Below are 23,733 nucleotides of genomic sequence, written 5' to 3'. Positions count from 1 at the left end.
TAGATAACCCGAACTCTGGATAATGACTGCTAGATACTAAAGTGAATCAAAAGCTTAGTTGGTAAGGTAAATGCTATAGCAAAGTGAACATCACGAATAGACACCATCAAGGCTTATCCAGAGTTCAGGTTAGATAGTACTAAGGTAGCACTTCTTTTAAACGCATTGTTTATTACAGTTAACCTTGTTCATTTAATGAATATTCGTAATAACTATAATTAATAAGCGAGCAACCAATGAAAGTTATATATTTTATACCGAAAATTAAAATACTGTGTTCTCTGATCTTAATCTTTATATCACAAAGTGTTTATGCTGCTTGCGTAGACAGCGTTGTTTTAGTGCATGGTAATACCGGCACACCATCTGATTGGGATAATACATACGATTTATTGAAAGCGAAAAACTACAACGACAACCAAATTTTTAGACCATCGTGGGGCGGCTCGTCTGCCAGCTATAACAATCATAGTGGCTCTGAGGAAACACCGGTTAAAAATGCGATTAATAGTGCAATTTCCAGTTCTTGCACAGGAAAAATCGATATTATTGGCCATTCAATGGGGGTTACTTTAGCGGCACAGCAAGTTATAAAACTAGGTGAAAGTAATAAAATAGATGCGTTTGTTGGTGTTGCTGGAGCTTATCGAGGTTTATGGACCTGTGGTGCATACCCTTGGAATGTATGGACACCAACTTGTGGTGCTAGCGGTTTGTCTGTGTCGAGCCCATTTTTAGATTGGCTTGAGGGACAAACAATTGCAAGTCGTGTGTATTCAATAAAAAGTTGGAGTGATCAAATAGTCTGCGGCAGTGGCACATGTCTTGTTGGTGGTGTTCATTCAAGCCAGATTGACAATGAAGATGCGACCTATACTTATAACTTAGGTCACTTTGGCTTACAAACTTATACTGCTAATAAGCAATATGATTTAATTAAATAGCGACAATTATTAAGCTTAACGTTGATTTTAAGCTTCGCTTTTGAAAATGTTGTCGATTCTAAAGTCGGCAACATTTTTATTTAAAATTTAACGTCGAAAACTATGTTGAAGTCTGCCATAAACTTATTGATTAATCTCTTCTAAAAGGCATTTTTAATAAAGATAATAACCCAGCGGATTTTTTATTGGCAGGGTAGCTTTTTAGACCAACATCTAAATCTTCATCTTTTTTTTGCGCTTGTGACTTATAGCTGCCAAATAACCTATCCCACCAACTAACACTAAAACCATAATTACTGTTAGTTTCTTCAACGATTTGGCTATGATGAATACGATGCAATACTTGCGTTATCAGTATGGCGCGTAAAGGATATTCTAACCATCGAGGTAACCTAATATTTGCGTGATTAAACAGCGCAAAGCCATTTAGCGCAACTTCAAAAATAATCACTGCAATGGCTGGCACGCCAAGTATTAAAACGGCTAAACCTTTCAGTAATATGCTCAACACAATTTCAACTGGATGGAAACGCAAGCCAGTACTGGCATCGATATGGCTGTCGGCATGGTGCACCTTATGAAAGCGCCATAATATAGGGACGAGATGAAAAACTCTATGCTGCCAATAAATCATTAAATCTAGTAACACTATACTTAGTGTTATAACTAGCCAGCTGGGTAAGTTAACGTTATTGAATATTCCGATGTTTTGTGAAGTAGCAAACAAGGCAATACCCGCAACACCAATAGGCACTAATAACCTAGCGATGACTGAAGATATAATTAAAAGTGAAAAGTTACCTAACCAGCGAACGCGTTTCGTTAGTTTGCTTTTTCGTGCCGGGAAGCAGCTTTCTAACACTAGCATCGCGAGTAATATAGTAAAAAATATACTTAATCGTAAACTTGCGTCGGTCATTTATTTATCCGTTTCGATATTCTTTTTATTAGTGTTTTTATTAGTGTTTTTATTAGTGTTTTTATCAGTGTTTTTTACCGCACGTGTTTGCTGAGTTATATGTTGTTTCTTTAAAGTATGATAGCCACCGTACACGCGTGTAAAAATTGTGATACCCGCTAAAAAAGCAAAGGCATAGGCGAGTTCAGCAAAATACTGCGGCCATAAACAAAATGCTATAAAAACAGCAATGGTTTCGGTGCCTTCGGTTAAGCCATTTAAATAGTAAAAACTTTTGTAGGAAAATTGGGGTTTATCTAAGTTGAACTTTTCGGCTGGAATAGCAAATGCTAAAAAGCTTGAGCCTGTACCAATAAATACGGCTAATAATACAGCAGCTGCTATCGCATTATGCTCAGGATTTGCTAATGCAAACCCTAAAGGTATGGCTGCATAAAACAAGAAATCGAGACAAATATCTAAAAAGCCACCCGCACTTGAACTGCTGTTTTGATACCTTGCTAGTGCGCCGTCTAAGCCGTCAAATATCCGATTTAAAATAATAGCAACTAAAGCAAAATCCCATAAGTTGAAAGCTAATAGCGGCACGGCTAATAAACCTATAACAAAGCCAATAACGGTGAGTTGATCAGCTGTTACATTTTTTTTATCTAACAGCATAACTACTGGGTGTAATAAGGGCTTTATCACTGGAGTAATATATTTATCTAACATGAACTTCTTCTTAAATTATTTATGTTCTTAGCATGTTGATGTTACTAATTAGTTTGTTGATTTATCTGCAAATTAATCACTTTACCATTAGCGGCAATCGCATCTGACTCATCATGGGTTACCATTATTGCGGGTAACTTGTGCTGCTTAATTTGCTCAAATACGAGTTCACGAGTTTCTTGGCGTAATTGGCTATCTAACTTGCTAAATGCTTCATCTAATAATATAGCCTTTGGCTGGCTTAATAACACCCTTAAGAGTGCAACACGCGCTTGTTGCCCGCCTGACAAACTGTCAGGGTGACGATGATCTAAACCGGCTAAGCCAACCTCAGCAAGGGCGAAACTAATTTTAGTTGCCCGAGCTTTTTTATCGCCTTTTGGCATCGCAAAAGCGATGTTATCGGCAACAGATAAATGCGGAAACAACAAGGCATCTTGATACAATAAACCTATATGACGTTGGTAGCTTGGCGTGTGAGAAATATTAATGCCATTTAAATGTACTTTTCCATCGGCATTAAACCCTTTAGGTAACTGGCCTGTTAGCCAGTTTAACAAGGTCGACTTACCACTACCTGAAGGTCCCATAATCGTTAACACCTCACCACCTCTGATTGTTTCATTAAGTGATAATAGCGGCGTTTTATCTCGCGATATGGTTAAATTTTCAATGTATAAACTGTTGTGCTCATTAGTGGGGCTCATAAGCTGACCTCGGTTTTCATCTTTTGTGCTCTTTGTTTATTTTGCCATGTTGACACTAGCCATATCATTGAAAAAGCGATAGCAGGTAGTAGCATTTGTATCAGTGCATAAACTGCACTTGTGCGGCGACTAGCGCCATTAGCTAAGCTGACGGCTTCAGTGGTTACGGTATTTAATCGGCCACCGCCAACAAGTAAAGTAGGTAAATATTGACTAAAACTAACGGCTAGCCCTAAAGCACTCGCCATTAAAATAGGAATAAGTAGTTGGGGTAAACTTACCTGGATAAATATTTTTAATGGTGATGCCCCTAAACTTGCCGCTACTTGGGCATAACGGGGATCGAGTCGGCGATAACTCACCGCTAACGATAAAAATACATAAGGTAAAACAAATAATAAATGCGCTAAGGAAACATTAATAAAGGTCGCGTTAGCGTGCAAGGTTTCTTGTAACCAAACTAAGCCAAACAAAAAAGCAATGCTAGGTATCATCATCGGTAAATAAATAATTAAGCTGCTGTAGTTGGAAAGCTGAGATCCGTTTTGTTTTTCATATTCTAAGGTTAGCAAAGTTAAAATAACAGCAACACTTGTTGATACTAAAGCAATGCTAAGAGAGTTTATAATAGGTGTTTGTACTTGTTGTAAAGCAGATTGCCAATGCAGTAAGACCCATTGATCAGGCATAGCTTGCGGAAACTGCCAGTAGCCTGCAAACGACCAAAATATCATGCCGAGTAGAGCTAGCGCGATAGTGCTTATCAAAAAAACAGTAAAAATCTGCATGCTTTTAGCAATAAAAGCATCGCCGTAATTTCGTTTACCATTGCTAAGGGGTTTACAGGTTATGGCTAGCGTAATTTTTTCTAATAACCACCAGGTAATGAGTACAGCAACGGTAATCAATAGTTGTAATAATGCGCCCGCCGAGGCTTTTATTCGCAGGCTTAAATCAACGTCATGAAACCAATTTATAATCGCCACGGCTAATGTTGGTGGTGTGTTTGGTCCGAGTATTAATGGCATTTCTACACTTGCACTGGCGTAAGCTAGAATGGCTAATATAGGTAAACGCATTAACGGATATATATTTGGTAATACTGCTTTGAAAAAAGCGGTCATTGGGTAATAACCTAAACTAAGCGCAAGTCGATATTGTGCACGTAATTTACTATTGAGCGCTGGCTGTGCAATAGCACTTAGCGTCATCAGTAATAAAAACGGTAATTCTTTTAACGTTAACCCCATAATAATGCTGATGCCGTAAGGGTCGTGAGGAAATAGCCAATCAACTGGACTTTGCCATCCCGTTAGCCATGGCGACAGGAGTCTGGCGATCATACCTGATGGCGCGATTAAAAATGCAATGGCGATAGCGGCTGCTGCATGAGGTATAACGAGAATAGGTCCTAATAGCTTTTGAATACGCGCCAACCAAGGGCTATCAAAATAGGTCGCTAATAGTAACAAGGTAATAACGAAAGCTAGCAAACCACTAACAATACTGCTAAAAAAACTCAACGCTATCATTTTTATTATGCCTGGCGTTTGTATTAGCTGTTCAAAGCCTTGCAAATTAAACTGTGTTTTATCTAATGCTGGCAGCCAACCAAAGGCCGGTAAAATCACGCCAAGCAAACCGCCAAGCACTGGTAAAATTAATATAGCCATAAGTAGTTTAGGGCTAAATTTAACCAGCGCACTAAAAAACCGAACACTGGCTTTAGTTTTATGTGGTTCCTGAGGTTGAGCGATAAAAGCATGGCTCATAAATTATTGCGCCCCATAACGTTTTAGCCACTCAACACCAATGAGTTTCGACCAGCTAGGGTGAGGTTCGCTTAACGCTTTTATTTTACTACTAACAGGTAACGCACTTGGGTGTGGTTTATTTGAGTTGAATAGTTTTTGTTGCTCTGGCGCTAATTGCGAGATATCGATAACCGTGCTGTCACCCCAAACGTGGGCTTGTTGTTTTTTTGCTTGTGCTTCAACACTCAGCATAAAATTAGCAACAACTTTTGCTGAGTTACTATTGGCGGCATTATAAGGTAAAGCAACAAAGTGAATATTGCTTAAGCTACCATCTTGCATAACAAAGCTACGTGTTTGCTTTGGTAAATTATAGCGATTAACCGAGGCCGGAATTTGTGCGGCAGAAAAGGTAAAGCCTAATTGAATTTCACCGTCGCCAACAAGTCTTTGCAATGCGGTACCACTGGTAACAAAATATTGCCCTTTACGCCATAAATATGGGTGCAGTTTATCTAAGTAACGCCATAAAACAGGTAACAAAGTAGCTTGGCTTTGTGGTGTAACGGCTTGGTATAATCCTGATTTTATCTGTTCATTCTTATCTTGATTTAAAGTGATTAAAGCATACTTTAAAAAACTTAATGATAAAAAATCAGCAGGTTTAGGATAAGTAAATCGACCTGGGTTTTTCTCAGCCCAATCGAGTAATTGATGAATGTTTTTAGGTGCACTTTGAGTACTTTCTAGATAGCTACTCTTTGTGAAATCAACACTATTGCTATGTTCAGGCGTGTAATAAAACGTTAGTGATGCTTGTCCCCATGGTGCCTCCATGCCTTGTGTAGGCAAACCAAAATCGCGGGTCATCGCTTCGTTTTCGGTTGGGTTTGTTAAGCTAAAGTTTGGTAATTGTTCAACCCAGTTTTTTGTTAGTAGTTGGTACTTAGCCATTGATGCAAAGTTTTGGCCGTTTATCCAAACCAAATCAACTTGTCCTTGTTGGTGATTTTCTGCTGATTTCTCCGCTAACACGCGACTTACGGCTTCACTGGTGTCGGTGAGTTTTACATGGTGTAAATCTATGTTATGCAATTGTTTAACTCGGGTCGCTAGCCATTGAATGTAACTATTAATTTGTGGATCACCACCCCAAGCATGGAAGTATACGGGCTGATTCTTCCCTAATTTTTCTATGGTATTCCATTGCGCTGCTCTAGGAGAGTCGCTTGTTATTTTTAAAGTGTTTTTTGCTGTGGTTTCTTGTGCAAATATAGCGGTTTGAACAGCTGTTTTTACCGATGTAGATTGAGCATAACTCAATGTTGATAAGGAAAGTAAGGCTAGAAACTTTATTACAACAATGATTATTAACAGCCAAAATCTATAGATATAGGTTTTTGGAAACGAGGTTTTTGGCTGTTTAGCATATTGCTTTCTCAAGCCCAGTGTTCGGATATTGGTTAATACAACAACAAATTTGCTCAGAAGGAAGTAAACAAAAAGAGTCGATAAACGACTCTTTTTACTGAACATTAACTGCTGTAGCTTATTTAACAGCATTGAGCGCCCAATCGTAATTTAAAAACTTCTTATCCATATCATCAGAGCTTAATAATGCTTGTTGTGCTGACGTTAAATTTAATGCTTGATGATAAAGCAATATAAATGCGGATAAAGAATTACTGCCACGAAAACCTAAGGTGAAGTCATCGCCATACCATTTAAAAATAGCAGAAAGCTCGATGCTATCTTCGTTAAAGCGATTTCGGCTGGTATCCGTTAAAAAGCGCACAGTTTGTTCACTTAATTGTTGCTCTAATTTGTCCGCAGTATAAGCTTCCTCACGCAAAGCAGGGCAGCCAATACTGGCACAGTTAACGGCAAAGTGAATACGCGGGTCGCCATATTTATTGTCACCACGAATTAATTCGTGCTCAATATTATCTAAGCTTCGTGTTTCGCCTAATAAAGGAATAAATTTTTTACTCCACGGTGAACTAAAAAAACTGCCCAAATCTTTTATTGATTCGATATCAGGATAAGCGGTTAAAATAAATTCAACCGTCCAAGCATTGTAAGCATTAATTAAAAAGGCTAATTGCTTGGCCGCTGACCATTGTGAAAATACTGTCTCGTCAACAGCGCCTAGCGCCGCTAAATAAGTTTTTAACTGCACGCGTTCGCTTTTAAAACCGGCGTAATCTACCTGGCTTGAATGACCATTATTTATTGGCTTAACATGTTGAGCTAATAATGCTTGCCATGGCTGATGTAAAGCATGGTGCAAAGGCTCTTGCGCCACGCTTATGGCGCTAAAAACTCCAGTTAGCAACAGCAATAAAGCTAATTGCAAGGATTTAATCTGGGTAGTTAATCGCTTGTATTTCGTTTTAACCATAACGATTAACCTCGTTTCCAAGTGTGGTACTTCTCTAACCAACTTAAAACTGTTTCAGGAGCATGGTTACGTTTCCATTCACCGGCAGCATATTTATTACCTTCAGCCCATGTTGGGTAACTGTGAATAGTGCCTAATATTTTGTTCAAGCCTAAGCCGTGCTTCATTGCTAATACAAACTCTGCTATTAAATCACCAGCATGCTCAGAAACAATAGTCACACCCAAAATTTTGTCTTTTCCTTTTGGCGTGATCACTTTAATAAAGCCATTAGCTGCGCTGTCAGTAATTGCACGGTCTAACTCTTCAAAATCAAAGCGAGTAATTTCATAGTCAATGCCTTGCTCGATTGCTTCTTGTTCGTTAATACCCACACGAGCGACCTCAGGGTCAATAAAAGTTGCCCAAGGAATAACACGATAATCTACTTTGAACTTTTTAAAGGTACCAAATAAAGCATTAACCGCAGCATACCAACCCTGATGAGCAGCAACGTGAGTAAATTGATAAGGACCTACAATATCACCGGCAGCAAAAATATTAGGGTATAAAGTTTCTAAATAATCATTGGTTTGAATCGTTCGGTTAGTTTCAATACCTAGTTCTTCAAGACCATAACCTTTTAAACGGGCAGAACGGCCAACAGCGCACAATAACTCGTCGTATTCTATCGCCATTTCTTCTTCTTGCGCTGAACCTTGTTCGTGCTTAAGGTTTTTAACAATGATGAATTTCTTACCATCACGTTGTTCACAACGTAAAGCTTGGTGTGAGGTTAGAATATTTACGCCACTTTTTTGTAACGACTGGCTAGCAAACTCAGAGACTTCAAGGTCTTCTCTGATCATAATACGATCAGCCATTTCAATCTGTATAACCTCTGAACCTAAACGTGCAAAGCTTTGTGCAAGTTCACTACCGATAGGCCCACCGCCTAACACGACTAATTTTTTAGGCGCGGTATCTAGCTTGGCAAACTCTGTCCATAACGTGTCACTGGTAACATAACCACTCTCTTCAATACCCGGTAATGGCGGTACAAATGGGCGAGCGCCTGTTGCTATAACAATGCTACGTGCGGTTAGGGTTTGCATGGTGCCATCGTTAAGTTTAATTTCTACCGTCCATGGGTTAATTAACTTTCCGTAACCTTTTATTACTTCTACACCTAAGTCAGTGTAACGCTCAACACTGTCGTGTGGGGCAATATCAGCAATAACTTGATGCACACGTGCCATTACTTTTTTAAACGAAAATTGTGGTGTTACGTTCTCTAAACCGTAATTTTCACCGTGTTTGATTTGGTCTACAATTTTAGCACTTTTAATAATAGCTTTACTTGGCACACAGCCATAGTTTAAACAGTCACCGCCCATTTCGCCGGCTTCTATTAAGGTAACTTTCGCTTTAACTGCAGCAGCTATGTAGCTTGTTACCAAACCACCGGCACCTGCGCCGATAACGAGTAAGTTACGGTCAAACTTTTTAGGTTTTTGCCATTTTTTATAGACTTTGCGTTGCTTTATTTTGTTAACAATAGCTTTGCCAATTAAAGGTAAAAGCCCGAGTAAAACAAAAGAGAATATAAGCTTAGGTGATAAAATACCTGACAAGCTTTCTATATCAGCTAGTTGTGTGCCGGCGTTAACATAAACTACCGTGCCAGCTAGCATACCTAGTTGGCTTACCCAGTAAAATGTCCAAGCTTTTATACCGGTAACACCCATTAATAAATTAACTAAAAAGAATGGAAATACAGGAACTAAGCGCAAGGTAAATAGATAAAATGCGCCTTCTTTTTGTACGCCTTCATCAATAGCCTTCAAACGTTCAGGAAATTTTCTTTTAATGCTGTCACGCAATAAATAACGTGAAACTAAAAAGGCTAGTAATGCGCCAATGCTTGAAGCAAATGAAACAATAATAAAACCTTCAACTAAACCAAATAAAGCGCCTGCGGCTAACGTTAAAATGGCTGCACCTGGCAAAGACAACGCCGTAACTAGAATATATAAAGCAAAGAAACCACCAATAACCAATAGCGGTGATTGCTCGCGCCACTCGCCAAATTGATCCATCGAGCCTTTTAAGCCATCCAGGGTTAACAATTGGTTTAAATCATAGTGAAAAAACAATGCCACTAAAGTAATGGCAATCACTAATAATAATATTTTTTTAAACATGGTATGGGTCCTTAAAAGCTATAAGTTACTGTAAGTTTGGCATTAATTGGTAACTCTGGAAAAACCAGGGTAGAGCCAAAGTATCCGCCTTCAAAAACAGGGCGCCAGTTTTTTTGATTCGTTATGTTGTTTATATCAAAGCGTACTTTAGTGTTTTCGGCTAGGGTATAACTGGTATTCAGACCTAAGGTGTATTGATCTCGAATGTTAACCGTAGCTAAAAAGTCTAATGGGTAGCTAGAGGTATATAAAGCGGCAAAACCTGCTTGCCAAAACTCGGTAAGATAAATACCACCATTAACACTTAAAGATTGTTCTGGAATACCTTGAACACGTCTAGTGGATGGTGCAAATGCAGTAAAGCTTGGTGCACCAACGCTCGTACCTTGAATAATATCGGGGCGCGAATTATCAAAGGCATCGGCTATTTGCGATGAACTTTGGCTGCTCGCTGAGTTGTCATATCGTGCATCAAGGTAGCTATAACTCACGTTAAACCAGTAGGGAGCAGCATCATAAAAAATTTGTAATTCAACCCCTTTAGTTTTTATACCTGTGTTACTGCCATCGCGATTACGTAAACTACGGCGTTGATTAAATATAGAGCCATCAACATACCAAGCGCTATTGTCTGGGATGTATTTAATACCAAATTCATTTAAGGTGTTTTCAGTAGCAAAATTTTGCTCACTAATTAAGTTATCAGAACCGAGAGAATTCCCCCCTGCCATACTGTTTGATGTAGCTTCGTTGTAACTGGTGGCGGCATAAATGGTTAAATCTGATCTAAGTTTATAATTAATGCTAGCTTGGCCTGAATGAAGTATTTCATTGATACTATCTCGTGCCGCAACTTGCCCTGCAGGTGCAATAGGGTCTTTAGCTTCAACATCGTAAAAGTCGATACGGTAACCAAAGTTTGTGCGTAAACGCTCGCTCCATTGACTGTCTTGTTGAATAGCAAAGCCTGTTTGCCAGCTAGTTGAGTCGGTAGTATCAGATAATGAAAAATCGCCAACATTATCGTTATTAATATCATATTGCCCGCCAGGAGAAACAAATACACCTGGTCTGAGTTCAACGAGTCTAGCTTGTTGTTCTGGGGTTAGAGGAATGCGTCGGTTTTCAATCGGCCCAGTTAAATCGATTGGATCGTCAGCCTCAGTAGTAAACTGACTAAAACCACGAACCTTGTTGTAACGTACATCAAAAGCTAAAATAGTTTGCTGTTCGTTGTTCCAGTCATGACTTAACTCTAATCGGTTTTGAGCGGTATCGGCGGCATCAATAATCTCTACAAAGCTGTTTTGTGCAACTTCATCGCGTGTTAAGTGCTGATAATAAGTGCTGTTTTTTAATCGAGTTTGCCCACTTAATTCATAAGTGTATATGCTATGTAAAAGAAAAGTTTCAGCTTCGTTGGCATTGTCAGGATCTGTTAAAACGGTACTGCGACTTAATTTTACTTGTCCGGTAGGTGATACGATAGCGCCAGCGCCCGGTATTAGGCTGCCGTTAGGTTGCACACCTTGGCCAGTAATATATAAACCATGATCGATGAGTGCTTGTGTCGGGCGATTAATACCTGCATTGTCGGTAAACTCTACTTGATAATACTCAACGTTGATGTCCCACGTGCTTTTTTCATTAGGTAGGTATCTAAATGCAGCAAAGATGCTGTCGCTCTCGAAGCTTGAATGATCGTAAAAGCTACCATTGTCAATATGCTCAGCGCTAATTCTAAAGCCACTTTCACCTTCGACAATAGGCGCTGAAATATCAAGTTGTGCACTATAGTGGTCCCAACGACCGGCAGTAAACTTTACTTTTGCGGCACTTTCTTGTGTTGAAGCTCGTTTAGATTGTAAATTTACAAAGCCGCCATTACGCTGACTACTACCAAATAATACCGGTGGCGCACCTTTAATAACATCTAGTTGCTCAACTGAGTTAAAAGAAAGTGGTACACCAAAGCCATTATTACCGGCTTGACGACGCATTCCATCTTGGAATAGTTCGCCTAGTTGCCCCCGTAATGTTGGTAGGCTTGGTGCACCAAAACCACTTGCGGAGTAACTGCTTGGTGTAATGGCTAAGATATCTTGCAAATCAGTTATGTTTAATTGTTCCATCATAGCGCTGGTAATTGGTGTCATTGAGCGCGCAATATCAGCTAAGCCTAAGTCATCACCGAACGGACCGTTCACAGATGTGTTTTTTGGCGAAAAACCATGGTTAATAATACGTTGCCCTGAGACTTCTAGTACTTCAACGTCTGTTTTTTCTGTTTCTTGTGCATTGGCTATTTGAGTTTGAAAAAACAAGTGAATACTCAGAGCGACTAAACTGTACTTCATTTTTTTATACCTAATTTTTTGTTATTAATCATGGTCAAAATTACTTAATATAATGACTTAAAAAGTGCTATGGGTGACTAGACCTGAATTAAAACTAATAAATTTCAAGCGCAGTTAAGTAACAATACGTTTAATGCTGATTTTAGTTCATTAAACTGATGACATAAAGCTGTTAAAGACTCACGTTAGGAGAATTAATACAAGGGTTACAGCGAATTTACTGTATGTTGAAAACTGAAAAGTCAGAAAATATATAATTAAGGTTTAATTTTGTGTGTAATTTAATTATTTATACTTTCTATATGGCATTTTGGTCAAAACAGAGTTTTATTAGGAAGAAAAGGGGAGTGGCTTGAAGTAAAGCTTTTAGGAAATACTTATTGGTTTAATTTGCTAGCTATAGTTTTCAGCAATTTTAAGTGTTGCCAAACAAGCAGGCGATGAAGAAGATGTTGTTGGCTGTGAATTTAACTGAGGAGCACTGCCTTTAGTAGGAGTGTCAGTAATATCATGTTGTTTTCGAAGCGGGTATGACGATGCTTGGGCATTTATATTAATATTTTCATTAATAAAATCTAACGTTGTTTTGCTTATTTTTTTCATCATAAACCTTTTAATTTAAAAAATACCCAACTTATTTACTCGCTAGGAATCTACCAGCATTTAAATTGGGTATATATATGTTTTAAATAAATAATTAATTCAAGAGCGAATTATTACGTTCGCTCTTGTTAATTAATAATGCTTATTTAGTAACTACTTTTTTTGCACTAGTTTCGATTTTAGCTACTACACGACGGTTTAATTGATTCGCTGTACGTGTGTTTTCTGTAGATAATAACTGAGTCTCACCGTAGCCTTTAGACGTTAAACGACTAGCGTCAATGTTAAACTTATTAACTAAAACACTCTTAACTGCGTCTGCACGTTTTTGTGAAAGCATTAAGTTGTAAGCGTCGTCACCAGGAGCAGAGCTATGGCCTTCAATTTCAACTGAAGTACGAGTATATTCATTCATGAAATCAGCTAAACGTCTAATATCGTCAACTAACGCAGGTTGAATTACTGAGCTGTTGTTAGCAAAAGCAATGTTAAGCTTAATTTCAACGGCATGTTCAGAGTATAAAGTACAACCTTTAGAATCTACTTTAACTGTTGATGGAGTATTCGCACAACGGTCAACATTGTCAGCAACACCATCGTTATCAGAATCTAAAACGGTAACAACAGCTTGAGCTACAGGCTCAGCAGCTTTAGGCTTTGCCATTACTGGTGCTTGTTTAACATCACCAAATGCATATTTAAGACCTAATTTTAAGCCTTGGTCGATAAAGCCATAGTCTACATCTTTATAAACAGCGGCTTCTGTATAAAATGATAAACGATCGTTCACTGGGAAGTTGTAACCAGCGCCAACATTTACGGCGTTGTAGCTTCTTACGTTGCTAAAACGTTTTACACCAGCAAACATATAGATATTGCTGTCTTCTAGTTTGTAAATAGCGTCGATACCACCACGGATACCGTAGTCTTTATCGCCACCGTTGTTTACGTCATAGCGCGTTTTAGCAAGTTCAACACGTACATCCCAGTAATCGTTAATAACTTTTTGTAAATCAAGACCAATAGTTTTACCGGCTTCGATACGATCCCAGTCTAAGTTTGTTTCTTTGTTAGTGTCTGACTTCATATATTCGCCAAACACGCCTAATTCCCATGTTTTATCAATGTTTTGTGCAGCTAGTGGTGAGCTGATAAGTGCTGCAAGTAGAGAGACTTTAAATGCTTTCATTGGTAATTCCTTGTTTAAGTGTAAATAAATTTTTATTAATTTCTGATTTGTATAACGAGTGAGTCAGAAGAAAGTCACAAATTAATTTAATTTATTTTAAATTTAATAATTTTTTAAATTTTAAAATCTAGTATTAACAAAAAATATCTAATACTTCGACTGCCATTACGTTGTAAGTTTTGATTAAGATCAAAATTAATTAGATATTTCTCAATTAATTACTGAGAAGTCTGCAACTAAGTAGCGTAGAATCGCGCCCAATGCTGTAAAGGACGGTTTTCTGTTACTAAAAAAATAAAATTATTGTGACTTTTTACTTTACAAATCGTTGTTGTAATAGCAGGTAAGTTTTAGCTAGGGGAATAAAATGAATAATATAGAACAGAACTTAACAAAGGCGCTTCAGCGTGAAGATGATATTGCTTTTGTTTTGTCAGATGAAGAGTTATTTGAACGGGCTGAGGTTACAGCCAATGTAAAACAAGGCAGTAAAGACTTAATTTCACTCGGTATGGCCTCTATTTGGGTGGTTTTTGCTGGGTTGTTTATTAATGTATTAAAGCCAACTTTAAAAAATCAGGCGAATAAAGGCGTAAAAAATAATGGAAAATGAAGATATTACAGAAAAAACTTTCAATGGTCTTATTGCCGTTTGGCATAAAGTTGTTACTTTTCTGCCTGATTTAATTGTCGCATTAGTTTTTTTACTTGTTGGTTGGGTTATTGCAAATTTAATTAAGCGCTTACTGAATAAATCATTAATTAAAATCGGCTTTAATAGCTTTTTAGATAAGCTAGGTTTAGGGGCTTTGCTGAAAAAAATGGACTTAAAAGTTCAGGGCAGCCAAGTAGTCGCTAGTCTAATTTCATTCTTTATCTTTTTGATATTTCTATTAGCAGCATTAGATATTGTCGGCCTTGATATGTTGTCAGGCTTAATTGATACCTTGGTACTGTTTTTACCTAAGTTGCTGGCTGCATTAGCGGTATTGCTTTGTGGTTTTTTTACCGCGCAAATCGTTTATAACGCGGTGAAAATTGCCTCTAAAAATACAGGAGTTGATTACGGCCGTTCTGTGGCGGAGGTTTGTCGTGGTATCATTATTATTATTACCGTTTCACTGTCTATCACTCAACTTGATATTGATGTGTGGTTACTAAACAGTATTATTTCGGTAATAATTGCCAGTGTGGGCTTAGCTGCCGCTATTTCTTTAGGTATAGGTACAAAGTCGATGGCTCAAGAAATTGTTGCGGGCGTTTACCTAAGAGATATGTATAAAGCTGGCGACAACCTTGAAGTTGAAGAAGTTAAAGGTACGTTGGTTTCTATTGGTAGTGTTGCTAGTAAAGTTATAGGTGAAAATGAAGTGATAATTACCGTGCCTAATACCTTTTTGTTAGCAAATAAAGTGACTAAGCAATAGGTTATTGTTGATTTGAGTTCATTCAACGAACGCCAGCTCGTTGCCTTAGTGCAAGAGAGTTTACCTTATGATACGCGCTATTTTCAGCAGCTGATCACACCATACCTGCCTAAATTAAAAGGCTATTGTGTAAAGGTGCTTGGCAATCAGCCTGATGCAGAAGAAGCTGTACAAGAAACTATTATTAAAGCCTTAACAAACTTAAACGGATTTAAGTGGCTAGTATCGTTTCAATCTTGGTTATTTAAAATTGCTCACAACGAATGTATTAATAAAATAAGAGAGCGTCGTTGGGATATTATGCAATATGATGATGACTACCTTGATAGCTTGGAAGCTGAACAACCATCAGAAAACGATATTAATTCAGTGCTTGCCACCATGATAGACAGCTTATCTTTTGACGATCGTAATATTATGCTATTGCGTTATCGTACAGGGTTAGATTTTCAGGAAATTGCCGATATTTGTGAGATAAAATTATCCGCGGTAAAAATGCGTCACAAAAGGGTACTTGAGTACTTGACCAGTCATATGAGCTCTGAGCAATAGTAGATTAGAAAAGCTAAATAAATACATTAAGTCATTATTGAGCGGTTAACACAACCAAGGTAGCTAGTTAAAAGGGGCATTAATTTGCCCCTTTATAAATTGATTATTGTTTTTTTACCCACTTACCTGCTGAGTTTTGAATAAAATGACCAGACTGGGTTTTGCTAACCGCTTTATTACCTGCCAGAGCCGTGACTTGCTCAAGAGTTATTTTGTTTTTTCGAGCTAAGTTAAGATAAATGTTTTTACGTTTTTCGTTTACCTCATTCACTAAACTTTGTGCTTGAGCACTATCGACCACAACACCTAGGTAACCATTTTGCATTTCGCCAACTAAACCTTGCTGCTTTGCATCGTCAAGCGACATAGCCCATGCGGAAAAAGCTATTGAACTGGCTAATATTACACCAGTAATTCTTTTAGATATGCTTGTTAAGTTGTTTATAAGTTTGTTCATGATCACTCCTTAAAATATGTCGCTATCGTCACTAAAAATATCATCAAGTTGTTTGTCTACTTTTACTTTAATCTCATGATCAATTTTTAGGTTTAAGTTAATGGTAATAGGTTCTTTTGCGCTAACTTCTACCCTGTGTGTACAACCGCTTATGATTAACACAGCGATTATTATCGATAGTGCTTTTTTCATAGAAACTCCTTAATGTTTTTGTAAACCTTTGAGAATACGTTCTTCAAATTGTTTGGTAATTGATATTGATTCCAGCAAGCCTAATAGGTCATAACTTAAATTTAAGTTCAGGTTTACATCGTTGTCGATGTCAGGGTTTCGACCTTTAATAACCGTTTCCAACAACATATAGCCATCATCTGCCATAGAAACATCAGAAGACAGCTGATGATAATGTAAGTTTTGTAGCGCATCAAACGCTAACTGTAATTGCGTATTATTAGCTTTGAGCTTTGCTACCGCTGGGTTGTCTTTGACTTGAATTAAGCCATTACTCACATTATGCAATTCGCCTTTTTCTATCGTGTACTTTTCACCATCAAAAAGAATAGGTAATTGCCCTGAGATATCACCAGTAACCACAATACCTTGCTTTTTATCTAACGCCAACACTTGTGCTAAGTCTATATGAGTAAGCTGAACGTCAACTGAATGATCATGCTGAAGTGGCCATTGTATTTTAGGAATGGCAAAGCTACCGCCTAAAATATCACCTTTAAGGTTAGTGGCTGAAATTTTAAACTCTTTTTGATAGTGCCAATGGGTGTTAATTGAAAACTGAGATACTGGCGTTGGTGTTTCTATCAGTGCAATGGTGAGGTTATCTTGTCTTGTTTTATTCGTGCCGTCGATTGAGCTCAGTTCATTGTTTAAAAATTTGAAGTTCTGTTGCCAATTTAATTCTTGGATCCAAATGTCGGCTACTTCGCCACTAAGTGATGATACATGCAAAGATAGCTCGAAAGTGGAGTCTTGAAAATTATTTAAATCAATAACTTGACCGTTCACACTATAACTTAATGTACCCGCCACTAAATTAATTTCTGTCGGTAATTTAATATTAAGCGCGAGTAAGTCTGTTAGGGGCAGTTGATTTACTGCGAGCGAAATTTTCGGTTTTTCTACCGCGCCAGATACCTTCAACTCACCCAAGAGTAGACTGTCAGCAATAATTGAAGTCTGTAATTTAATATCGTCAAAACTCCCTGTAATACCGCTACTTAATGATAGCGTTTTTATTTCGGCAATATTGGCATAGCGTAATTTTTTAGCTTGAGTATTAAGACTTAAATTCAAACTAATAGGCGGTTGGTGATTTTCCTGGTTATTACTCTGAGTGTTATTACTACTTTTTACTCGGGTTGATACTTTAATATCACCTTGTACTTTTGTTGTAACTTGTTTAATCGCAAGTCGATTTTTATCTGTTGTTTTTTCGGCGCTAAATCCAATGATATTATTACCTGTTATGGTGGAGCTTTCATCAAAGTGTATTTTGCTTTTCAGTGAGTCTTGTTCAAAAGAGCCTTGTAATAATAACTCGACTGGAGATTGACTATAGTTTTTCAGTGCATTAATAATTAAAGGACTGTTAAGTTTAAAGTCTAAGTAAACCGCGTTTTTAGTTTCATCCATTGCATTTTGGTGAAGTGGTTTTTGTAGGTTTTTATGTCTTAGAAAGTGCGCTATATCTACTTTAATATTGTTTAAAGCAAGTTGATGTTTTTGTTTGTCGTTTTTTGCCGCTAGGATTAACGTCGACAAGGATATTTTATGATTGTTCAGGTTGTAAGTTAACTTGCCTTCTGGGGTTACTGCTATTTGTTCAAAGGGGTTGTCAGCTAAAAGCGTGGTAAGTTCATTTGAAAACGCCTCTTGCTTTAAATAATCCAGTAAATTTTGAGGGCTAAACTTAAGCTGTAAACGGTTCTGCTTTTTAAATTCAAGATCAACATTAGCAGATTTATTTGTTAATTCGTCACTAGCAGATAATAAGCTAGTGGAAGGCAGCGTTATTTGGCTATTTATATTAAGCGCACCGCTTAACGCAAACGGCCCGCTAGTTTGAATGCCTTTAGTCGATAAAATCGCTACATTATTTAGCTGACTTACAATCGATAATTTTCCTGCATCATAATCTACATCGCTTTGAAAAAAACCTTCAAGAGTCGTTAATGCCAAGGTATCTAACAATGATGCTTGCAAAGGGAGTTGATGCGATAAAATAAAGTTTTTTAATGGGGTTAAATCACTAATGATTTCAGCTTTAAATTGCTTGTTTTTAAGCTCGAAAATGTTAGCGCTAAAAACTGTTTTTTGCTGCGGGTCTTTTAACGCTAATTGCAAGTTGGTGTTGGTAGCTGAAAACTTACCGCTATAGCTATTACTTTTGGTGTTAAATGGTGAATAATGAAACTCATTAACATTAAGGGTAAAAGGTAGCTGAAGCTTTGACAGTTTTGTAAGGGTAATATTAAGTCGTTGTGCAGCACTTAACGTGTTGTTTTCCTCTGGTTGCTCTTTAAATGCATCGAGTAGGGCTGTGTTAGCATCGATTGACATAGACCTAATCTCTACATGTTTAATTTTTTGCTCAGCAATTAAGTCTAACTTTACTTTAACCGTGTTGAGTTCGAAATCAGCTTGCGGAGTTTTTAAACATAGCTTTTTTATGTTCAGTGTTAAGTCATTGGCGATGGTGAAATCAAGACACGAAATATTAGCCTGATATAGCGCTAGTTGCTCTTGTGAAATGCTTTTTACTATCGCTACACGGGCAACGTAAAACGTCATAAAAGCGATAATAAATAAGCTAAATAATAGGGCGACGCTTAGGTAAACTTTCTTGGCTAATGTCATTGTTTTTATTTGGTCTCTGCCTTAATAAATTTGTTTTAGCTTTGTTTTGGCTCGAATTTATCCGAAGTGTAAACAAGCTTAGGCTAACTACTTTATGAGTGTTAAGTCATAGTTTCAATCAAATTCGCAGAATAAAACCAACAGCTGAATATAGCTTAAGGTAGTATTGTTATTTTCTCACCTTAGCGGATATTTTAATTGTGCGTTATACACGTTATGATATCGGCATTTTTTACTGTAACCATTATAAAGAGAGAAGCATGTCTGCTGCCCCATTAGAACGAATTACCATCGAACCAACTTTACCTGCTACCGCCTGTGTTATTTGGTTACACGGCTTAGGCGATTCAGGCGCTGGATTTTCACCCATTGTGCCAGAGCTAGGTTTACCTAAAAATCATGCGGTACGTTTTATTTTCCCACATGCACCAGAGCAACCAGTAACCATTAACCAAGGTTATGTAATGCGTTCATGGTACGACATTAAAAGTATGGATTTGCATAACCGTGCTGATATGCAAGGTGTGCTTGAGTCTGAAGTTAAAGTACATGCTTTAATTGCTGAGCAAATTTTAGCGGGTATTCCGGCAAGTCGTATTGTTTTAGCCGGCTTTAGTCAAGGTGGTGTGGTTAGTATGTTTACGGGTTTACGTTATCCTGAAAAGCTTGCTGGCGTTATGGCGCTTTCATGCTACTTACCCAATGCCGATGCCCTGCCAGAACAACTCAGCGAAGCTAATAGCAATACCAGTATTTTGCAACTTCATGGTGAAAACGACGATGTAGTGCCATTAAGTGTAGGTAAAATGGCGAATAAATTATTAAATGAGAAAAACTATCCAGTAACTTGGAAAACATACCCGATGGCGCATAGTGTTCATCCGACGGAAATTCGTGATATTGCTTCGTGGTTAGTTGCGCGTTTAGACTTAGCTTAAGAAATAGTAATAATTAACCTACACAGCGAAAGTCAAAATACAGGACAATATAATGCCCGAAGTTAATGTGAAACTTGTTTTCGAGAAAGAAAACAAAAATAGTATCCGTTTCAAAGAAGTGCCAGAGCCCGGTAAAGCTGAAGCTGTAGGGAGTGTGTATTTACAAAAATGGTTGGCCGGCGATGCTAAAGCCATTGAAATTACGGTAAAGACTCCAGACTAGACATGTAAGCTTAGGTATTTATTTAGGCTTGATTTCAACAGTTGATTTAACTTTAAGTTTTTGATTTGTCTTTAAATACTTAATTTTATTTTAAACTTTGGGGTTAACTATAAAGTATTAATAATGCGCTAGTTTTTTATTAGCGCATTTTCATTTCTACGGTATTATTTTAATAAATATCTACTCTAGTTTGTCTTCGAAAATTCCAGTAAACGATTATTAGCCGGCATGGCGTGATCATTTTCTAGCGTCAAACCCGCTTGTTCAGCAAGTGCTACTATAGCTTCAAAATCGCGAATGGCACTTTCGTTATCACGCTCTTTAAGCCAAATGTCAAAACTGGCATTACTTTCACTACTGTATTGGCCTTGATAATTAAAAGGGCCATAAATACAGAGTTTACCTTGCAGGTTTAAATGTTGTGATACGCCTTTAAAGAAGGCTTGCACTAATGGCCAACTGACAATGTGTAATGTATTGGCGGTGTAAATAGCGTCAACTTTTTCAATGGGCCATGGGTGGTTAAGATCAAGCTCAATGGGCGAGAGTAAATTCCCGGCAGGATACTCCTGTAACCATTGACTAATACCTTGATGATTTATAAGTATATCACTGGTTTGCCAGCTTAACCATGTCATATTTGGCGCAAAATATACCGCATGTTGTCCAGTGCCAGAGCCAACTTCTAATACGGTCTTACATTTACTCAAGGCTTGAGTTAATAGGGCGAGTATCGGTGATTTATTATTTTCACATGCTTGTGAGAAAGGTTTATTCATGATTTTATGCTCAATGTTTTATTAAATTTAATGTGCAAATTTTTATTTATTTTATCTGTGGCGTTGTTATCTATTGTTATCTATTGTTATCTATTGTTATCTATTGTTATCTATTGTTATCTATTTTCATCGTTTGAATTAAACGGAAGTAACTGCATACACTGCGCTTGATAAGCTCGCATTTGCTGTTGTTCTTGTAAACAAAAGGCTTTAATTGCAGGTCTAAATCCGTCATGTTTAATCCAATGATAAGAAGTGGTGAGTTTTGGTTCAAAACCACGTTGTATTTTATGCTCACCTTGTGTGCCTGGGTGGAATAAAGCGAGTTTGTTCTCTATGCAGAATTCTATTCCTTGGTAGTAGCACAATTCAAAATGCAAGTTGTTGTACGATTTGGTGCAGCCCCAATAACGGCCATATAACGTTTGCTCGTCAAAAAAGAACCAAGCACAGGCAATGTCTTCGCCATTGCATTGGGCAATAATTAACAATATGTTCTCAGGTAACTTTTCTATAATTGCTTGAAAAAACTCAAAAGACAAATGCGGCGTATGTCCCCGTCTTATATAGGTTAATTGATAAGTTAAGTAGAAGAAATCTAACTCATTTTTACTGATATCTTTACCTAGTACGCGCCGAACTTCAATGTTTTGTTGGCTGATTGAAAGACGCTCTTTACGGGTGTTTTTTCTTTTTCTGGCCGTAAAGCGCGATAGAAATTCATCAAAATCTCGATAGTTACGATTAAGCCAATGAAACTGTACGGTATTGCGTTGGTAGACATCTTCTGCTTTATACTCGGCAGGCGAGCAATATAATATGTGCCAGCTATTTAATGACTGCTGCTGACAAAGCTGAGTCAATATATCAAAAGTGTCTGCAAGTACAATTTCATCAGACAAAAGTTTATTACTGGTAACGGGTGTAAAAGGTGCAGTAGCAACTAATTTCGGATAATAGGGAACATTATGTTGTTGATAAGCGTCAGCCCATGCCCAATCAAAAACATATTCTCCCCATGAGTGCGATTTAACGTACATGGGCAATAGCGCATTAACTTGATTACTCTTGTTATTTCGAAATTGTAAGTGATGAGGTTGCCAGCCCTGAGCAGCAGATACTGAACCACTGCTTTCTAAGCACTGAAAAAATTGATAATTTGAGAATACTGACGGTTGAGTATTAAGTCGTTGCCAATCTTGTTCAGCAATATCTGAAATGTTATTTATAATTTCAATTTTCAATGAATTATCTGTTCTTTATCTATCTTATCGTTGCAGCTTAGCAGATGACTTATTTAATAGGTATACTCTAATTTGTACCGACAGCATAATTAGTTTAAAAGGTATTTTAAAATTTAGTATCAAGGCTGATCTTTAATACTATCTCGGCGCTTCAACAATAATTAAGGAAAATAATATGTGTGGCAGGCTCAACATTATTAACACTTCGTTATGCAAGATTGTTAGCGACACCATAGGCTTAAATTTTCACAGCGAAAGTAATGATAACTTATCTCCAAGTGAGTTGTTATCGACCATAGTGCAAAGTAATGAACATGTTAGCCAAGTTAATATGCAGTGGGGCATTCAACCTTCGTGGTCGAAACGTTTATTAATAAATGCGCAAAGTGAAACCGTTGCCATTAAACCCACCTTTGCGAAAGCCTTTGTTGCACATCGGTGTTTAATTCCTGTAAGTGGTTGGTATGAGTGGCGAAAAGAGGGCAGTAAAAAACAAAAATATTATTTTAGTCATTCACAGAATATTCCTTTGTTTATGGCGGGAGTGAGCTATCATAACTTCAACACACCGCCTCAAGTGGTAACATTAACCACTAAACCGAACCAGTTGTGCGAGCAGTATCATCATCGTATGCCGGTATTTATTTTACCTGATAGCATAAACGCCTGGCTAGCACCTCAAAACTCACAAGCTAATTTATCGCGATTAATGTCAGCAATACCTGATGAGTATATTAGTGTTACAACAAGCTAGTCGCTAGCATTATAATTCACGTATAATATCAAAAACGTTATTAAGGTAATTAAACCAATGAGTACAGATATAACAGTAAAGTCATTTTTGCAGCAAGTTAAAGACACACAAGAGTTTTGGGCTCTACAAGATAAAAATAGCGAAGATTGGGTGGTACTTGACTCAGTAAATTTTGAAAATACAGAAGTTATGCCGCTTTGGTCAACCGAGACATTAGCGAAAAGCCATTGTGTCGAAGAATGGGCAGACTATATGCCTGCTGCTATATCTGTTGCTGATTGGATGGAGTTTTGGGTTGAAGACCTACTCGAAGATGGCGTTATTATTGGTCTTAATTGGCAAGAAAACGAAGACTGTTTTGAACTAGAGCTTCCTGAGTTTACTCAAGCTTTAGCCGAGATCGAAACGTTATAAGCCTTCGCTATAATCTTTAAAATGGCGCTGTGTTTCTAGAAGTAGTGTAACTGAAAGCATTATTTATAAAGTGAAATAGAACAGAACAAAGCAGAACTAACCAGAGCAGGCTGTTTATTATCTTGAATAAACAAGATGTTTTTGACAGAGCAAGACAATAATTCTGGTGAAATACTGAGTTAATAACATTCTATTATCACTTTTATCACTGCGTTTTTACTGTTTTTAGTTGGTAAAAAGTAATTTTTTACCAACATATAGCATCATAGTGATGTGTTAATTATCGACCTTACTTATAAAACT

At 37.5% G+C, this 23,733-nt stretch carries 23 protein-coding genes; 8 read left to right on the top strand and 15 right to left on the bottom strand.

The annotated features are described in order from the left end of the window. The first annotated feature begins 236 nt into the window (after positions 1-236). Positions 237-944, top strand: coding sequence for an alpha/beta fold hydrolase (locus AC27H3_RS11215; protein ID WP_487106250.1), 708 nt, complete (start codon positions 237-239; stop codon positions 942-944). A 130-nt stretch (positions 945-1,074) separates the two neighbouring features. Here the strand turns inward: AC27H3_RS11215 and AC27H3_RS11210 are convergent, their stop codons facing one another. The 10 genes from AC27H3_RS11210 to AC27H3_RS11165 all read right to left on the bottom strand — a co-directional run bounded on the left by AC27H3_RS11210 (position 1,075) and on the right by AC27H3_RS11165 (position 13,771). Then, entirely contained in the window at positions 1,075-1,863 is a 789-nt protein-coding gene (locus AC27H3_RS11210; protein WP_487106248.1) for a sterol desaturase family protein, read from the bottom strand. Further along, complete coding sequence (locus AC27H3_RS11205; RefSeq protein WP_487106246.1) at positions 1,864-2,577, bottom strand: CDP-alcohol phosphatidyltransferase family protein; 714 nt, start codon at positions 2,575-2,577, stop codon at positions 1,864-1,866. It lies immediately after the preceding gene. A gap of 44 nt (positions 2,578-2,621) precedes the next feature. Next, complete coding sequence (locus tag AC27H3_RS11200; protein WP_487106244.1) at positions 2,622-3,284, bottom strand: ATP-binding cassette domain-containing protein; 663 nt, start codon at positions 3,282-3,284, stop codon at positions 2,622-2,624. Then, positions 3,281-5,056, bottom strand: coding sequence for an ABC transporter permease (locus tag AC27H3_RS11195; protein WP_487106242.1), 1,776 nt, complete (start codon positions 5,054-5,056; stop codon positions 3,281-3,283). Before AC27H3_RS11195 ends, AC27H3_RS11200 begins: the two co-directional genes overlap by 4 nt. 3 nt (positions 5,057-5,059) lie before the next feature. Beyond that, positions 5,060-6,601 carry an ABC transporter substrate-binding protein gene (locus tag AC27H3_RS11190; RefSeq protein WP_487106240.1) on the bottom strand — a complete coding sequence of 514 codons (1,542 nt, stop codon included), beginning with the start codon at positions 6,599-6,601 and terminating at the stop codon, positions 5,060-5,062. Beyond that, positions 6,588-7,439, bottom strand: coding sequence for a DUF547 domain-containing protein (locus AC27H3_RS11185; RefSeq protein ID WP_487106238.1), 852 nt, complete (start codon positions 7,437-7,439; stop codon positions 6,588-6,590). Before AC27H3_RS11185 ends, AC27H3_RS11190 begins: the two co-directional genes overlap by 14 nt. 5 nt (positions 7,440-7,444) lie before the next feature. Further along, positions 7,445-9,622, bottom strand: coding sequence for an FAD-dependent oxidoreductase (locus tag AC27H3_RS11180; RefSeq protein WP_487106236.1), 2,178 nt, complete (start codon positions 9,620-9,622; stop codon positions 7,445-7,447). 11 nt (positions 9,623-9,633) lie between these two features. Beyond that, on the bottom strand, positions 9,634-11,979 hold the full coding sequence (locus AC27H3_RS11175) for a TonB-dependent receptor (protein ID WP_487106234.1): 2,346 nt from the start codon (positions 11,977-11,979) through the stop codon (positions 9,634-9,636). A gap of 393 nt (positions 11,980-12,372) precedes the next feature. Next, positions 12,373-12,582 carry a hypothetical protein gene (locus tag AC27H3_RS11170; protein ID WP_487106232.1) on the bottom strand — a complete coding sequence of 70 codons (210 nt, stop codon included), beginning with the start codon at positions 12,580-12,582 and terminating at the stop codon, positions 12,373-12,375. Positions 12,583-12,724: 142 nt separating this feature from the next. After that, entirely contained in the window at positions 12,725-13,771 is a 1,047-nt protein-coding gene (locus AC27H3_RS11165; protein ID WP_487106230.1) for an OmpA family protein, read from the bottom strand. 367 nt (positions 13,772-14,138) lie between these two features. Here AC27H3_RS11165 and AC27H3_RS11160 point away from each other — a divergent pair, with 367 nt between their 5' ends. Genes AC27H3_RS11160 through sigX form a run of 3 tightly spaced genes read left to right on the top strand, consistent with a single transcriptional unit; the run spans position 14,139 to position 15,750 of the window. Then, entirely contained in the window at positions 14,139-14,384 is a 246-nt protein-coding gene (locus AC27H3_RS11160; protein ID WP_487106228.1) for a hypothetical protein, read from the top strand. After that, a complete protein-coding gene (locus tag AC27H3_RS11155) occupies positions 14,374-15,198 on the top strand; it encodes a mechanosensitive ion channel family protein (protein ID WP_487106226.1) in 825 nt (274 codons plus the stop codon). The genes AC27H3_RS11160 and AC27H3_RS11155 overlap by 11 nt, the downstream gene beginning before the upstream one ends. A 12-nt stretch (positions 15,199-15,210) precedes the next feature. Then, positions 15,211-15,750: an RNA polymerase sigma factor SigX gene (gene sigX / locus AC27H3_RS11150; protein ID WP_487106225.1), complete on the top strand. Its 540-nt coding sequence runs from the start codon at positions 15,211-15,213 to the stop codon at positions 15,748-15,750. Between the two features lie 103 nt (positions 15,751-15,853). On the opposite strand, the gene AC27H3_RS11145 is transcribed toward sigX, so the two are convergent. From AC27H3_RS11145 to AC27H3_RS11135, 3 genes are read right to left on the bottom strand one after another with little or no spacing between them, the layout of a single operon-like run. Beyond that, a complete protein-coding gene (locus AC27H3_RS11145) occupies positions 15,854-16,207 on the bottom strand; it encodes a YdbL family probable chaperone protein (RefSeq protein ID WP_487106223.1) in 354 nt (117 codons plus the stop codon). A 9-nt stretch (positions 16,208-16,216) separates the two neighbouring features. Further along, positions 16,217-16,399, bottom strand: a complete 183-nt coding sequence (locus AC27H3_RS11140) for a YnbE family lipoprotein (RefSeq protein ID WP_487106221.1) — start codon at positions 16,397-16,399, stop codon at positions 16,217-16,219. A 9-nt stretch (positions 16,400-16,408) separates the two neighbouring features. After that, a complete protein-coding gene (locus AC27H3_RS11135) occupies positions 16,409-19,078 on the bottom strand; it encodes an intermembrane phospholipid transport YdbH family protein (RefSeq protein WP_487106219.1) in 2,670 nt (889 codons plus the stop codon). A gap of 260 nt (positions 19,079-19,338) precedes the next feature. Here AC27H3_RS11135 and AC27H3_RS11130 point away from each other — a divergent pair, with 260 nt between their 5' ends. Beyond that, positions 19,339-20,016, top strand: coding sequence for an alpha/beta hydrolase (locus tag AC27H3_RS11130; protein ID WP_487106217.1), 678 nt, complete (start codon positions 19,339-19,341; stop codon positions 20,014-20,016). A 52-nt stretch (positions 20,017-20,068) separates the two neighbouring features. Continuing rightward, positions 20,069-20,239 carry a hypothetical protein gene (locus AC27H3_RS11125; RefSeq protein ID WP_198946881.1) on the top strand — a complete coding sequence of 57 codons (171 nt, stop codon included), beginning with the start codon at positions 20,069-20,071 and terminating at the stop codon, positions 20,237-20,239. 185 nt (positions 20,240-20,424) lie between these two features. On the opposite strand, the gene AC27H3_RS11120 is transcribed toward AC27H3_RS11125, so the two are convergent. Further along, positions 20,425-21,018, bottom strand: coding sequence for a DUF938 domain-containing protein (locus tag AC27H3_RS11120; RefSeq protein ID WP_487106215.1), 594 nt, complete (start codon positions 21,016-21,018; stop codon positions 20,425-20,427). 116 nt (positions 21,019-21,134) lie between these two features. Further along, on the bottom strand, positions 21,135-22,262 hold the full coding sequence (locus AC27H3_RS11115; RefSeq protein ID WP_487106213.1) for a GNAT family N-acetyltransferase: 1,128 nt from the start codon (positions 22,260-22,262) through the stop codon (positions 21,135-21,137). A gap of 175 nt (positions 22,263-22,437) precedes the next feature. On the opposite strand from AC27H3_RS11115, the gene AC27H3_RS11110 reads away from it, so the two are divergent. Both AC27H3_RS11110 and AC27H3_RS11105 read left to right on the top strand, forming a co-directional pair. Beyond that, on the top strand, positions 22,438-23,016 hold the full coding sequence (locus AC27H3_RS11110) for an SOS response-associated peptidase (protein WP_487106211.1): 579 nt from the start codon (positions 22,438-22,440) through the stop codon (positions 23,014-23,016). A gap of 57 nt (positions 23,017-23,073) precedes the next feature. Continuing rightward, a complete protein-coding gene (locus AC27H3_RS11105; protein ID WP_487106209.1) occupies positions 23,074-23,430 on the top strand; it encodes a DUF2750 domain-containing protein in 357 nt (118 codons plus the stop codon). The last annotated feature ends 303 nt before the right edge of the window (positions 23,431-23,733 follow it).

The sequence above is a fragment of the Colwellia sp. NW0002-52-1 genome, assembly GCF_057550865.1.
Note: the sequence above shows the minus strand (reverse complement) of the source record. Positions and strands in the feature narration are given on the sequence as shown.